The 13,477-nt window shown below is 71.5% G+C and carries 12 protein-coding genes; 10 read left to right on the top strand and 2 right to left on the bottom strand.

Features of this window, described 5'->3' with window-relative positions; all coding sequences use genetic code 11:
- Positions 1-92: 92 nt before the first annotated feature.
- Positions 93-1,469, bottom strand: coding sequence for a DUF4331 domain-containing protein (locus ACBJ32_RS19280; protein ID WP_375127891.1), 1,377 nt, complete (start codon positions 1,467-1,469; stop codon positions 93-95).
- Positions 1,470-1,701: 232 nt separating this feature from the next.
- Between ACBJ32_RS19280 and ACBJ32_RS19275 the strand changes: the two genes are divergently transcribed.
- From ACBJ32_RS19275 to ACBJ32_RS19235, 9 genes are all read left to right on the top strand, one after another.
- Positions 1,702-3,408 (top strand): ABC transporter ATP-binding protein, encoded by a 1,707-nt coding sequence (locus ACBJ32_RS19275; RefSeq protein WP_375127890.1) that lies wholly within the window; start codon positions 1,702-1,704, stop codon positions 3,406-3,408.
- A 65-nt stretch (positions 3,409-3,473) separates the two neighbouring features.
- Complete coding sequence (locus tag ACBJ32_RS19270) at positions 3,474-3,926, top strand: hypothetical protein (protein ID WP_375127889.1); 453 nt, start codon at positions 3,474-3,476, stop codon at positions 3,924-3,926.
- Between the two features lie 59 nt (positions 3,927-3,985).
- Entirely contained in the window at positions 3,986-5,635 is a 1,650-nt protein-coding gene (gene hutU / locus ACBJ32_RS19265; protein WP_375127888.1) for a urocanate hydratase, read from the top strand.
- A 46-nt stretch (positions 5,636-5,681) separates the two neighbouring features.
- Positions 5,682-6,515: a MurR/RpiR family transcriptional regulator gene (locus ACBJ32_RS19260; RefSeq protein ID WP_357875580.1), complete on the top strand. Its 834-nt coding sequence runs from the start codon at positions 5,682-5,684 to the stop codon at positions 6,513-6,515.
- A 10-nt stretch (positions 6,516-6,525) separates the two neighbouring features.
- Positions 6,526-7,212: an SDR family oxidoreductase gene (locus ACBJ32_RS19255; RefSeq protein WP_375127887.1), complete on the top strand. Its 687-nt coding sequence runs from the start codon at positions 6,526-6,528 to the stop codon at positions 7,210-7,212.
- 32 nt (positions 7,213-7,244) lie between these two features.
- Positions 7,245-8,420, top strand: a complete 1,176-nt coding sequence (locus tag ACBJ32_RS19250) for an allantoate amidohydrolase (protein ID WP_375127886.1) — start codon at positions 7,245-7,247, stop codon at positions 8,418-8,420.
- Positions 8,411-9,736, top strand: a complete 1,326-nt coding sequence (locus ACBJ32_RS19245; RefSeq protein WP_375127885.1) for a formimidoylglutamate deiminase — start codon at positions 8,411-8,413, stop codon at positions 9,734-9,736. The genes ACBJ32_RS19250 and ACBJ32_RS19245 overlap by 10 nt, the downstream gene beginning before the upstream one ends.
- Positions 9,733-10,881, top strand: coding sequence for an imidazolonepropionase (hutI, locus tag ACBJ32_RS19240; RefSeq protein ID WP_375127884.1), 1,149 nt, complete (start codon positions 9,733-9,735; stop codon positions 10,879-10,881). The genes ACBJ32_RS19245 and hutI overlap by 4 nt, the downstream gene beginning before the upstream one ends.
- A gap of 106 nt (positions 10,882-10,987) precedes the next feature.
- Complete coding sequence (locus ACBJ32_RS19235; protein WP_357875570.1) at positions 10,988-11,929, top strand: sigma-70 family RNA polymerase sigma factor; 942 nt, start codon at positions 10,988-10,990, stop codon at positions 11,927-11,929.
- Positions 11,930-12,007: 78 nt separating this feature from the next.
- Here ACBJ32_RS19235 and ACBJ32_RS19230 read toward each other — a convergent pair whose 3' ends face one another.
- Entirely contained in the window at positions 12,008-12,577 is a 570-nt protein-coding gene (locus ACBJ32_RS19230; protein ID WP_375127883.1) for a TetR/AcrR family transcriptional regulator, read from the bottom strand.
- Positions 12,578-12,655: 78 nt separating this feature from the next.
- On the opposite strand from ACBJ32_RS19230, the gene ACBJ32_RS19225 reads away from it, so the two are divergent.
- A complete protein-coding gene (locus ACBJ32_RS19225) occupies positions 12,656-13,459 on the top strand; it encodes an alpha/beta fold hydrolase (RefSeq protein ID WP_375127882.1) in 804 nt (267 codons plus the stop codon).
- Positions 13,460-13,477 lie beyond the last annotated feature (18 nt).

Raw genomic sequence — 13,477 nt, 5'->3', positions numbered from 1 at the left:
CCCTTTTCTGTGGCGGCAGACGATGGGAGACGGGAGGTCTGCCGCCGGGGAGTGACCGGTCGGCTTGGAGAGGGAGCAGGCCGGTCACGAGGTCATCGCTGGTTCACTGCCACGTTGCTCGGCAGCGGGATGTACGGGAACGTCTTGTCGAAGGGCTTGTCGTTCGCGTCCACCTTGTCCGTCAGGCCGGGGATGAGCTTGCCGCTCTGCGCGGCGCCGGCCACGGCCTGCAGCTCGATGTCCACGACGTCGTCGGCGAGCCGGCGGCCGTTCGGGAAGCCCTGCAGGTCGCCGCCGAGGACGCCGAGCCTGTTCGGGTCCTTGGTGACGGGGATCGACATGTTCAGCCGTAGCTGCTCGGAGCCGCGCTGCTTGCCGGCGTCCTTGTTGAGCGACTGCGCGTTCAGGTCGGCCTTGATGGGGCCGTTGTCCTTGGCGATGCCGCTCAGGAAGATCTGGACCAGGTCGTTGCGCGGCGTCGCGGGCGCCTTGATGCCGTAGATGGACTCGAGGAGCCTGGCGACCTCGGGGTTGGTGACCCGGTCGACCAGCGCCTTGACGTCCGCGTCCTTGGACGGGTCGAGCGCGTTGTAGGCGTCCTTCATGCCGGCGGCCGCCACCAGCTCGTTCACCAGCGGGTTGCACAGGCGGGAGACCTGCACGAACGAGTTGCCGTTGAACTTGTCGGTGGTGGAGCAGACGCCGATCACCGGGTTGCGCTTGGGGTCGCCCTTGAGCGCCAGGTCGGCCTGGGGAACCTGGAGGGCCACGGTGTTGACGTTGTAGCCCTTGAGGGTGTCCTGGCCGACGAGGGACAGGTCACCGCCGTAGAGCAGGTCGAACACGCGCAGATCGAGGAAGAAGGCCTCGTCCGACTGCCCGGAGTAGGTCTTGCCGCCGCCGGGGAGGTTCTTGATCGCCTGGTTGCGCAGGGTCGCGTAGTTCGGCATGGAGGCGGCGCCGACGTTGCTGGGGGCGACGATGCCGTCGCCGACCAGGGTCTTGGAGCCGCTGGGCGTGATCCGCTTGAGCGTGTAGCGCTGGCGGAAGAGCAGGTTCTCGTCGTTCAGCGAGGTGACGGGGCCGTTGTTGTAGAGGAACGTGGCGTTGCCGCGCTTGTCCTCGTTGCGGAACGTCCACTCGTACACGATGTCGGACTTGCCGTCGCCATCGTTGTCGATCTTTATGTTGTGCCGCGACCTGGTGGCGAACGGGTAGAAGTTCGGGCCGCCGTTGGGCTCCTCGAACGGGATCCAGTTCGAGATCAGGGTCACGGAGTCGGGCTTGTCGGGGCTGACGAACGCGTACACGTCGGTGTTGTCGTGCTGCGGGTCGTTCGAGATCGCCGGGGCCTCGCGGTGTGAGGAAGCGGTGCCGGAGTCGGTGCGGAGCACGGCCATCGACGAGGCGGCGACCGCTACGGCGAGACCAAGTCCGACTAGAGCGCGCCGGTTGATCCGGAGCTCCATGTTCGGTCCTTTCGGGAAGGGCTGATCGTGACGTTCGAGGTTCCGGCCGGATTCCTCGACGCCCTATTCGTCCGCGGGCCGCCGCCGGATGTCGGTCTCCTCCCCGAGAATGAGTGTCAACTAAAGTTGACATACTTAAGTCGTCAATCTAGGTTGACTCTGTCTCGGCGGTGCAGAACGGGGCGCTCCGTTCGTTGGAGAGAAGTTGAGAAATATCGTGAAAGGAGATGCGGTGGTCAAGGAGCTGCTCGCCTACGTCCGCCCGCACCGGAGAGTCCTCCTCCTGGGCGGGTTACTGAGCTTGATCGGGTCGGCGGCGGGCCTGTCGATGCCGTTGCTGGCCAAGTACGTGGTGGACGCGTTCGGCCAGGGCGGGTCGATGGCCGGGCCGCTGATGTGGCTGACCGTGGCGGTGCTGGTCGGCGCCGTCGTCTCGGCCGGGGGAAGCTATCTGATGGAGCGGACGGGCGAGGGCATCGTGCTCGGCGCCCGGCGCAGGCTCGTGGACCGGATGTTGCGGCTCAAGGTCGCCGACGTCGACCGGCTCAAGCCCGGCGACCTGCTGTCGCGGGTCACCGGTGACACGACGTTGCTGCGCGCCGTGCTGACCAACGGCATCGTGGAGTCCGTCAGCGCGGCGTTCATGCTGGTCGGCGCGATCGTCCTGATGGCCACGATGGACGGCGTGCTGCTGCTGGTCACGCTGCTGATCGTGGTGCTGATCGGCGGGCTGGTCGCGCTCATCATGCCGAAGATCCAGCGGGCGCAGTCGCACGCCCAGGAGGCCGTGGGCGAGATGGGCGCCGTGCTGGACCGGGCGCTGCAGGCGTACAGGACGGTCAAGGCCAGCGGCGCGGAGGAGCGGGAGATCGCCGTGGTCGGCGAGGCCGCCACGCAGGCCCGGGACCGCGGTCTGCAGGTCGCCGGCTGGACGTCGCTCGCGGGGGTGGCGACGTGGATGGCGGTGCAGATCGCGTTCCTGGCCGTGCTGGCGGTCGGCGGCGCGCGGGTCGCCTCGGGCACGCTGGAGGTGTCGTCGCTGATCGCGTTCCTGCTCTACCTGTTCTACCTGGTGCCGCCGATCGGGCAGCTCGTGCAGGGCGGGGTGCAGCTCCAGCAGGGGCTCGCCGCGATGAAGCGGATCAAGGAGATCGAGGAGCTGCCCGCCGAGCCGGTGAGCGTCGCGGCGCCGGAGGACGGCCGGCCGGTCGGGGTGCGCTTCGAGGACGTGGTCTTCAGGTACGGCGACGACCGGCCCGTGGTGCACGACGGCGTGAGCTTCGAGGTGCCGCCCGGCGGCATGACCGCGCTGGTCGGGCCCTCGGGAGCGGGCAAGTCCACGGTGTTCGCGCTGCTGGAGCGCTTCTACGAGCACCAGGGCGGCACGATCCTCGTCGACGGCAGGGACATCCGCGACTGGCCGCTGGGCGAGCTGCGGGCCGCGCTCGGCTACGTCGAGCAGGACGCGCCCGTGCTGGCCGGCACGCTGCGGGAGAACCTGCTGTTCGCCGCCCAGGACGCCACGGAGGAGGAGCTGCGCCGGGCGATCGCGCGTACGAGGCTCGACGACCTGGTGGCCAGGCTGCCCGAAGGGCTGGAGACGCCGGTCGGGCACCGGGGCGTGCTGCTGTCGGGCGGCGAGCGGCAGCGCGTGGCGATCGCCAGGGCGCTGCTGCGCAAGCCCAGGCTGCTGCTGCTCGACGAGGCCACCTCGCAGCTCGACGCGGTCAACGAGCTGCGCCTGCGCGAGGTCATCGCCGAGGTCGCGCAGGAGACGACGGTGCTGGTCATCGCGCACCGCCTGTCCACGGTGACGGGCGCCGACCGGATCGTGGTCATGGAGTCGGGCGGCGTGCGGGCGGTGGGCACGCATGACGAGCTGGTGGGCGAGGACGAGCTGTACAGGGAGCTGGCGGCCACCCAGTTCCTGGTGGGTTAACGATCTTGTCAGTTTACGGACATCCGTAATTAGGAGTTCGTGCCTACGGTCGGATGATGATTTCCGTGAAGCTCGCCAAGATCGGTCTTGCCGCCCTGGCTCTGGTGGGAGGCAGCGTCGTTCCCCTCGCGGTCGGCGCCACCCCCGCCGAGGCCGCGTCCTGCGGCGGCAGGCTGGTCGACAGTATCGCCGTCAAGAAGGGCAGCAGGACCTACGGCACGCTCAAGCTCTACTACAGCTCCTCGACGGGCAAGAACTGCGCCCGTCTCGACCGCGTGGTCAACTACGGGACGAAGAAGGGCATGATCCTGTCCCTGTACGCCTGCGGCAAGGGCTGGTCCGTGAGCAGGTGCCACCGCGACTTCTACAAGGTCGGCCAGGACAGCGGCCAGTTCGGCCAGTACGCCGGCCCGGTCAGCGTCCCCGGCAAGGGCCGCTGCATCCAGGTCCAGGCGGGCGTCCAGGCCAGGGACAACTCGTGGGCCAACTACAACAGCCCGGTCTTCCACTGCGGCTGAAGCCGATATTCCGGTTAGTCTCTTCGTGAATGGGTTCATTCACGAAGGGACCACCACCCATGAGCAGGACAGTCCGCGCCCCGCGAGGCAGCACGATCACCGCGAAGGGCTGGCCGCAGGAGGCCGCCCTGCGCATGCTCCAGAACAACCTGGACCCCGAGGTGGCCGAGCATCCCGAGCAGCTCGTCGTCTACGGCGGCTCGGGCCGGGCGGCGCGTGACTGGCCGTCGTTCGACGCGCTGGTCAGGACGCTGACCACGCTGGAGGGCGACGAGACGCTGCTGGTGCAGTCAGGGCGCCCCGTGGGCGTCTTCCGCACCCACGAGTGGGCGCCCCGGGTGCTCATCGCCAACTCCAACCTGGTGCCCGACTGGGCGAACTGGGAGGAGTTCCGGCGGCTGGAGGCGGCCGGGCTCACCATGTACGGGCAGATGACCGCGGGCTCGTGGATCTACATCGGCACCCAGGGCATCCTGCAGGGCACCTACGAGACGTTCGCCGCGGTGGCGGACAAGCGGTTCGGCGGCACCCTGGCAGGCACCATCACGCTCACCGCCGGCCTCGGCGGCATGGGCGGCGCCCAGCCCCTGGCCATCACCATGAACGGCGGCGTGGCCATCTGCGTCGACTGCGACCCGCGCTCGGTGTCCCGCCGCATCGAGCACCGCTACCTCGACGTCGAGGCGGCCTCGCTGGACGAGGCGCTGCGGCTGGCGTACGAGGCCCGCGACGCCCGCAGGCCGCTGTCGATCGGCGTGGTCGGCAACGCCGCCGAGGCCGTGCCCGACCTGCTGGCCCGCGGCGCCGAGATCGACATCGTCACCGACCAGACCTCCGCCCACGACCCGCTGATGTACCTGCCGCTCGGCGTGGCCTTCGAGGACATGGCCGCCGAGCGCGACAAGGACCCGGCCGGCTTCACCGAGCGGGCCCGCACGTCGATGGCCCGGCACGTCGAGGCCATGGTGGGCTTCAAGGACGCCGGGGCGGAGGTGTTCGACTACGGCAACTCCATCAGGGGCGAGGCCAAGCTGGCCGGCTACGCGCGCGCCTTCGACTTCCCCGGCTTCGTGCCCGCCTACATCAGGCCGCTGTTCTGCGCCGGCAAGGGCCCGTTCCGGTGGGCCGCGCTGAGCGGCGACCCGGCCGACATCGCCGCCACCGACCGGGCCATCCTGGAGCTGTTCCCCGAGAACGAGGCGCTGGCCAGGTGGATCAGGAAGGCCGGGGAGAAGGTGCACTTCCAGGGCCTGCCGGCGCGCATCTGCTGGCTCGGCTACGGCGAGCGCGACGTCGCAGGCGAGCGGTTCAACGACATGGTGGCCTCCGGCGAGCTCCAGGCGCCGATCGTGATCGGCCGCGACCACCTCGACAGCGGCTCCGTCGCCTCCCCCTACCGCGAGACGGAGTCCATGGCCGACGGCTCCGACGCGATCGCCGACTGGCCGCTGCTCAACGCCATGCTCAACACCGCCTCCGGCGCCGCCTGGGTGTCCATCCACCACGGCGGCGGCGTCGGCATCGGCCGCTCCATCCACGCCGGCCAGGTGACGGTGGCCGACGGCAGCGCGCTGGCCCGCGAGAAGCTCAACCGCGTGCTCACCAACGACCCGGGCACCGGCGTGATGCGCCACGTGGACGCGGGCTACGAGGAGGCCGCGCGGGTGGCCGAGGACAAGGGAGTACGTATTCCGATGCGGGAGTCGTGACTCTGCAACGGGATGAGAATGCCGGGTCCGCGGTGTTGGAGGTGGCGTGGCGGACGGATATCACGGCGGGCTCGACGTGCTCCTGGATGGCCGGAGGCTGTCGCCCGTACAGCGGAGGATCGCGCACTATCTCAGCGAGCACCTGGACGAGGCGATCTTCCTGTCCAGCGTGGAGCTGGCGGAGCGGGCCGGCGTCAGCCAGCCCTCCGTGACCAGGTTCGCCATGGTGCTGGGCTTCGCCGGCTACCCCGAGCTGCGGCAGGCGCTGCGGCCGCTGGTGCTCGGGGGCGGGGTCGAGGCGCCGCAGGAGAGCCTGCTGCGCGGCGCGATCGACTGCGAGATCCGCAATCTCGCCCTGGTCAGGGAGCGGCTGGCGGCGTTCCCACTCAAGGAGCTGGGCGAGCAGCTCGCCGCCACCGAGCCGCTGCCCGTGCTCGGGCTGCGCGTCTCGTGCGGGCTGGCCACCACGTTCGCCTACTACGCCCGCCGCATCCACCCCGACGTGCGGCTGCTCACCCACGGCGGCTCCGAGCTGGTCGACGGGCTGCACGCCGCCCGCCGGGCCGGGGCCGAGTGGGTGGTGGCCGTGGTCCTGCCGCGCTACCCGGCGGAGGCGCTGCACGGCCTGGAGTACGCCGGGAAGCTCGGGCTCCGGGTGGCCGCCATCACCGACAAGCCCGACTTCCCCGCCGAGATCGTGCTGGACGCACCTGTGGGCGACCGGCTCGTGTTCGACTCTCACGCGGCGCCGCTGGCGCTGGCCATGGCCCTGGTGGAGGCCATGGCCGACGCGGCGCCGCTGCGCACCCAGGCCAGGCTCGACGAGTACGAGCGGATGACCGAGGAGACCGGCACCTTCCACCCCGGCGAGCTTCAATAAGCTGCCTCCCATGACTGATCGACCGAAGGCGCTGGTCACAGGCGCCTCCAGGGGTGTCGGCGCGGCCGTCGCCAGGGCCCTGGCCCCGACCCACGACGTCCTGCTCGGCGGACGCGACGAGGCGGCGCTGGCCGCCCTGGCCGCCGAGCTGCCCGGCGCCCGGCCCTGGCCGGTGGAGCTGACCCGGGTCACGGCGGCCGACGTCGAGGACGTCGAACGGCTCGACGTCCTCGTGCACAGCGCCGGGATCAGCGTGCTCGGCCGGATCGCCGACACGCCCGCCGACGTGTGGCTGCGGACCATGGAGGTCAACGTCGTCGCGGTCGCCGAGCTGACCCGGCTGCTGCTGCCCGCGCTGCGCGCCGCCGAGGGACACGTCGTGTGCGTCAACTCGGGCTCCGGCCAGCGGGCCAACCCCCACTGGGCCTCGTACGCGGCCAGCAAGTTCGCGCTCAAGGCGTTCGCCGACGCGCTGCGGCTGGAGGAGCCCGCGCTCCGGGTCACCACCGTCTACCCGGGCCGGACCGCCACCGACATGCAGCGCGGCGTGCGCGATTACGAAGGCGGGGAGTTCGAGCCCGAGAAGTACCTCAAGCCGGAGACCGTGGCCAGGGCCGTGCTGGCGGCCGTCACGGCCGGGCCCGACGCGCACCTCACCGAGCTGACGCTGCGCCCCAGGGGAGGGCCGGTCAACTGAAGTGAATGGATTCATTCACTAGAGTTGGCTCCATGCTTGAGCAACTCGCGCACATAGGACGAGATCCGGAGACCGGCGGTTACGTTCGCGACGCGTGGTCGGAGGCCGACCTGGAGCTGCGCGAGTGGTTCGCGGGCGAGGCCGGGCGGCGCGGCCTCGCCCTGCGGGAAGACCGCAACGGCAACCTGTGGGCCTGGTGGGGCGCCCCGTCGCCGGAGCGCCCGGGCGTCGTCACCGGCAGCCACCTCGACTCCGTACGGCAGGGCGGCGCGTACGACGGGCCGCTCGGCGTCGTGTCGGCCTTCGCCGCGCTCGACCTGCTGCGCGAGCGGGACGTGACGCCGTCCGTCCCCCTGGGCGTGGCCTGCTTCAGCGACGAGGAGGGCGCCAGGTTCGGCGTGCCGTGCGCGGGGTCGCGGCTGCTCACCGGGATGCTCCCGCCCGAGCGGGCGCTCGCGCTCACCGACGACGACGGCGACACCCTGGCCGACGTGCTGAAGCGGGCCGGGCGCAGGCCGGACCGGCTCGGGCGGGACGACGAGACGCTGGCCGCCGTCGGCACGTTCGTCGAGCTGCACGTGGAGCAGGGCCGCGGGCTCGTCACCGAGGGCCGTCCCGTGGGAGTGGCCGGCGCCATCTGGCCGCACGGGCGGTGGCGGTTCGACTTCCGCGGGCGGGCCGACCACGCGGGCACCACCAGGCTGGCCGACAGGGACGATCCGATGTTGCCGCTGGCCCGCATGGTGCTGGCCGCGCGCGAGGCGGCCGAGCGCCGCGGGGTGGTGGCCACGGTCGGCAAGGTCCGCGTCTCGCCCGGCAACGCGAACGCCATCCCCGGCCTGGCCTCCGCCTGGCTGGACACGCGCGGCGCCGACGAGGACGCCGTGCGCGCGCTGGTGGCCGAGCTTTCCGAGGTCTGCGCGGGCGCGGAGGTGCGCGAGGAGTCGTGGACCCCGGTCGTCACCTTCGACACCGGGCTCAGGGACCGGATCGCCAGGGCCGCCGGGGGCGACACGCCCGCGCCGATCCTGCCCACGGGCGCCGGTCACGACGCCGGGATCCTCGCCGCGGCAGGCGTCCCGAGCGCGATGTTGTTCGTCAGGAACCCCACCGGCGTGTCCCATTCCCCCGGCGAGCACGCCGAACAGGCAGACTGCGAGGCGGGAGTCGTGGCACTCGCGGACGTGCTGGAGGAGCTGTGTCGCTGACCTACTGGTGCGAGCGGGCCTGGCTGCCCGACGGGATCGCCGACGGCGTGCTCGTCGAGATCGACGGCACCAGGATCAGGCGCATCGGCCAGGGCCCGCCGGGGTCGGCCGAGCGGCTGCCGGGGCTGACGATCCCCGGCCTGGCCAACGCCCACTCCCACGCCTTCCACCGCGCGCTGCGCGGCGCCACCCAGCGCGGCCAGGGCGACTTCTGGACCTGGCGCGAGCGCATGTACGAGGTGGCCGCCCGCCTCGACCCCCGCTCCTACCAGCGCTTGGCCACGGCGGTCTACGCCGAGATGGCGCTGGCGGGCATCACGTGCGTGGGGGAGTTCCACTACCTGCACCACGACCAGGGCGGGCGCCCGTACCAGGACGATCCCAACGCGATGGGGCACGCCCTCATCCACGCGGCCCGCGCCGCCGGCCTGCGCATCGCGCTCCTCGACACCTGTTACCTGTCGGGCGGCATCGGCGTGCCCCTGTCCGACGTGCAGCTCCGCTTCAGCGACGGCGACTCCGAGCACTGGGCGGCCCGGGCCGAGCTGCTGGCGGCGGCCTACGAGGGGCAGCCCGACGTGGAGATCGGCGCGGCCATCCACTCCGTGCGGGCGGTGCCGCCCGACCAGATGCCGGTCGTCGCGGAGTTCTCCCACCGGCATGCGGCTCCGCTGCACATGCACGTCTCCGAGCAGCGGGCGGAGAACACGGCCTGCGTGGAGAGGTACGCGGCCACGCCCGTCCAGGTCCTGCACGAGCGCGGGGCGCTCGGCCCGCGCTCGACCGCCGTGCACGCCACCCACCTGACGGACGTGGACATCGAGCTGCTCGGGCAGTCGGGCACGTACATCTGCATGTGCCCGACCACCGAACGCGACCTGGCCGACGGCATCGGCCCGGCCAGGGCCGCCGCCGACAGGGGCGCGTGCCTCACGCTGGGCTCCGACAGCCACGCCGTGATCGACCTGTTCGAGGAGGCCAGGGGCATGGAGCTGAACGAGCGGCTGGCCAGCAGGAAACGCGGCCACTGGCCCGCCGCCGACCTGCTCGCCGCCGCCACGGGCGCGGGTCACACCTCGCTCGGCTTCCCCGACGCCGGGCTGCTCGTGCCCGGCGCCTGGGCCGACCTGGTGTCGGTGCGGCTCGACTCCGTACGCACGGCGGGCGCGTCCGGGCTGGAGGCCGTGGTGTTCGCGGCGACGGCGGCCGACGTGCACTCCGTGGTGTCCGGCGGGCGGCGGGTGGTTGCGGCGGGCAGGCACGTGCTGGGCGACGTCGCCGCCCTGCTGACCGAGGCGATCGAGGAGCTGAGATGACCACCACCACGTTGATCGACCAGATCGGGCTCCTCTACACGGGCGACCCGGAGCGGGAGGAGATCCCGGACGCCGCGCTCGTCATCGAGGACGGCACGGTCGCCTGGTGCGGCCCGGCGGCCGGGGCCCCCGCCGCCGACGAGCGCGTGGACGCCGGAGGCCGGGCGGTGATCCCCGGCTTCGTGGACAGCCACGCCCACCTGATCTTCGCCGGTGACCGCACGGCCGAGTTCCAGGCCCGCATGTCCGGCGAGCCGTACACCGGGGGCGGCATCAGGACCACGGTCGCCGCCACCCGCGAGGCCGGCGAGGCCGAGCTGGCCACCCACGCCTACTCCCTGGTACGCGAGATGCGCGCGCAGGGCACGACCACCGTGGAGATCAAGAGCGGCTACGGCCTGTCCGTCGAGCACGAGCGGCGCTCGCTGGAGATCGCCACCACGCTCACCGACGAGACCACCTTCCTGGGGGCGCACGTCGTGCCGGCGGACATGGACGCCGACTCCTACGTGCGGCTCGTGGCCGGGGAGATGCTGGAGGCGTGCGCCCCGTACGCGAAGTGGGTGGACGTGTTCTGCGAGCGGGGCGCGTTCGACGGGGACCAGACGCGGGAGATCCTCTCGGCCGGGCTGAAGGCCGGGCTGGGGGTGCGCGTGCACGCCAACCAGCTCACCGAGGGGCCCGGGGTGCGCATCGCCTGCGAGCTGGGCGCCGCCTCCGCCGACCACTGCACCCACCTGACGGCGGCCGACGTGGACGCGCTCGCCTCGTCGGGGACGGTGGCGACGCTGCTGCCGGGCGCCGAGTTCTCCACCCGCTCGCCGTACCCGGACGCTCGGCGGCTGATCGACGCCGGGGTGACCGTGGCGCTGGCGACCGACTGCAACCCCGGCTCGTCGTTCACGTCGTCGATGGCGTTCTGCGTGGCGCTGGCCGTGCGCGAGATGCGGATGACGCCGCTGGAGGCGATCAGGGCGGCGACGTACGGAGGGGCGCGCGCGCTGCGCCGTACGGACGTAGGCTGGCTGGGGCGCGGAGCTCGCGCGGACCTCGTCATCCTCGACGCCCCCTCCTACGTGCATCTGGCTTACCGGCCCGGCGTTCCCCTCGTTCACCAGGTGTTTCACGGCGGTCTCCTCCTTTAGGAGGACATCCAGAACCATCCCGCAGGCGTAGTTGTTGAGGGAATCTTTGCCTCTGGCCGGACGTTGGCCGGGTATAGAACGCAGCTGCGGAACGAGGTGCCTGGGGATGGCAAGGCCTACGGGGAGTCGCACGCAGGAGCAGCACGTCGCTGATCGCGATCTGCTGGGGACATATCTGGCCGAGATCGGCCGGGTCCCGCTGCTCACGGCGGAGGAAGAGGTGGAGCTCGCCAAGCGCATCGAGGCGGGCCTCTTCGCCGAGCAGCTGCTCGACAGCGGGGGCTCGGAGCCGCGGATCGGGGACGCGGCCGACGAGGAGCTGGAGCGCCTGGCCATTTCGGGCCAGCGGGCCAAGGAGGAGTTCATTCAGGCCAACCTGCGCCTCGTGGTGGCGGTGGCCAGGAAATATTCGGGTCGGGGGATGCCGCTGATCGACCTGGTCCAGGAGGGGAACCTGGGTCTGGTCCGCGCGGTGGAGAAGTTCGACTACCGCCGGGGGTACAAGTTCTCCACCTACGCCACGTGGTGGATCAGGCAGTCGGTGGGGCGGGCCATTCACGAGCAGGCCCGGCCGGTGCGGCTGCCCACGCACGCCGGGGAGCAGATGACCCGGCTGATGCGGGTGCGGCGCGACATGCTGGCGGAGTTCGACGCCGAGCCGACCGATGACGATCTCGCCGGCATGCTCGATCTGCCGATCGAGCGGGTTCGCGAGCTGCGGCGCTGGGCCTCCGACCCGGTCTCGCTCCAGCTCGGGGTGGGCGACGAGGACGAGACCGAGCTCGGCGACATGATCGCCGACGAGACGTGGGCCGATCCCGAGCAGCAGGCGATCGACATCCTGGAGCGGGAGCGGCTCGACCAGTGGCTCACCGGCCTGGAGGGCCCCACCAGCGAGATGCTGCGGTGGCGCTACGGGCTGGTGGACGGGCGCGAGCACACGCTGACCGAGGTGGGGGAGCGGTACGGCATCGGCCGCGACCGCGCCCGCCGCATCGAGCGTGACGCGCTGGCGCGGCTGCGCAAGATGGCGACCGCGGCCGCCTGACGATCTGTCCGACGGGCTGTCGCCGACGCACCTGGGGAGGTGGCGCGTCGGCGGCGGCCCGTTGTTCCGTTTCGCGGGTCAGTCCGTGCGCAGGAGGCGGCGCAGGAACTCCTCGACGGCGGCCTCCGCCGTGGCGTGGTCGCCGCCCCGCGCGACCAGCAGCGCGCTCTCGTTGATCGCGGCCAGCAGCATGTGCGCGTGCAGGTCCAGGTACGCGGCCGGCACCGTGCCCGTGGCGTCGAGGGCCGACTTCAGCATGCCGAACGAGTAGCGCTCCTCCAGGGCGCGCCATCGCTCCCAGCCCAGCACCGCCGGCGCGTCGATGAGGACGATGCGCTTGATGACGGGGTCGCCGGCGAGCCGGATCCAGGTGCGGATGCCGATGCGCAGCGCCGCCTCCGGGCTTCCGGCGCCGCGGACCGCCTGCACGATCTTGGCGCCCACGCCTGCCTCCGTGGCCTCCAGCACGGCTTCGAACAGGGCCTCCTTGCCCGCGTAGTGGTGGTAGAGCGCCCCTCTGCTCAGCCCCGACTCCTGCAGCACCGTCTCGATGGAGGTGTCGTCGTAGCCGCGCTCGGCGAACAGCCGCGTGGCGATGGTCAGGACCCTTTCGCGGGTGGCCGCGCCGCGTTCCGCCTTGAGGTTCATGGTGCCACTCTAGACAAACCGACTATCGGTCGGTAATTTCATAGACCGACAGTCGGTTTGTAAAAGGGGGATCACCGCATGGACGGCATCAGCTACGTGGACCAGGGCGAGGGCCCGGTCGCCCTGTTCGTGCACGGCGTGGGCACCAGCTCCCACCTGTGGCGCCACGTCATCGGCGAGCTGCGCGACGAGCGCCGCTGCGTGGCCGTCGACTTACCGCTGCACGGCGGCAGCGACCCGCGCGACGACCTGTCGATCCCCGCGCTGGCCGAGGCCGTCGAGGAGCTCTGCGAGCACCTCGGCCTCACCGACATCGACCTCGTCGGCAACGACACCGGCGGCGCGGTGTGCCAGGTCTTCGCCGTACGGCACCGCGAACGCCTGCGCACGCTCACCCTCACCAACTGCGACGTGCACACCAACACCCCGCCCGAGGCGTTCAGGCCCACGGTCGAGCTGGCGGCCAGGGGCGAGCTGGCCGGCCTCACCGCGCTCCTGCTCGACCAGCCGGAGCTGCTGGCCAGGACCGCCTTCGGTGACGGCTACGAGCGCCTCGACGACCCGAAGGCGGTGGTGGAGGCGTACATCAGGCCGATCCTGAGCAAGCCGGGCGGCGGGCGGGCGTTCGAGCGGCTGCTGACCGCCATCGACGCCAAGGACCTGATCGCCATCGAGCCGCAGCTCACCGTGCTGACCGTGCCGACGCTGCTGGTGTGGGGCACGGGCGACACGTTCTTCGACGTGAGCTGGGCGCGGTGGCTGCGCGACACGATCCCGGGCGTCAAGGAGATCGTGGAGATCGAGGGCGGGCGGCTGTTCTTCCCGGAGGAGCGGGCCGACGAGCTGGTGCCTCACCTGCGGAGGTTCTGGGCCCGGGGATAGGCAGGCATAAGATCGGCG

The sequence above is a fragment of the Nonomuraea sp. GTA35 genome (assembly GCF_041950525.1).
In the GTDB taxonomy this organism is placed as follows: domain Bacteria; phylum Actinomycetota; class Actinomycetes; order Streptosporangiales; family Streptosporangiaceae; genus Nonomuraea.
Note: the sequence above shows the minus strand (reverse complement) of the source record. Positions and strands in the feature narration are given on the sequence as shown.

Bases quoted from the DNA above. Each gene is read 5' to 3' on its own strand.
- ACBJ32_RS19280 (WP_375127891.1), bottom strand. From the start codon at position 1,469: ATGGAGCTCCGGATCAACCGGCGCGCTCTAGTCGGACTTGGTCTCGCC.
- hutU (WP_375127888.1), top strand. From the start codon at position 3,986: ATGAGCAGGACAGTCCGCGCCCCGCGAGGCAGCACGATCACCGCGAAG.
- ACBJ32_RS19255 (WP_375127887.1), top strand. From the start codon at position 6,526: ATGACTGATCGACCGAAGGCGCTGGTCACAGGCGCCTCCAGGGGTGTC.
- ACBJ32_RS19250 (WP_375127886.1), top strand. From the start codon at position 7,245: ATGCTTGAGCAACTCGCGCACATAGGACGAGATCCGGAGACCGGCGGT.
- hutI (WP_375127884.1), top strand. From the start codon at position 9,733: ATGACCACCACCACGTTGATCGACCAGATCGGGCTCCTCTACACGGGC.
- ACBJ32_RS19235 (WP_357875570.1), top strand. From the start codon at position 10,988: ATGGCAAGGCCTACGGGGAGTCGCACGCAGGAGCAGCACGTCGCTGAT.
- ACBJ32_RS19230 (WP_375127883.1), bottom strand. From the start codon at position 12,577: ATGAACCTCAAGGCGGAACGCGGCGCGGCCACCCGCGAAAGGGTCCTG.
- ACBJ32_RS19225 (WP_375127882.1), top strand. From the start codon at position 12,656: ATGGACGGCATCAGCTACGTGGACCAGGGCGAGGGCCCGGTCGCCCTG.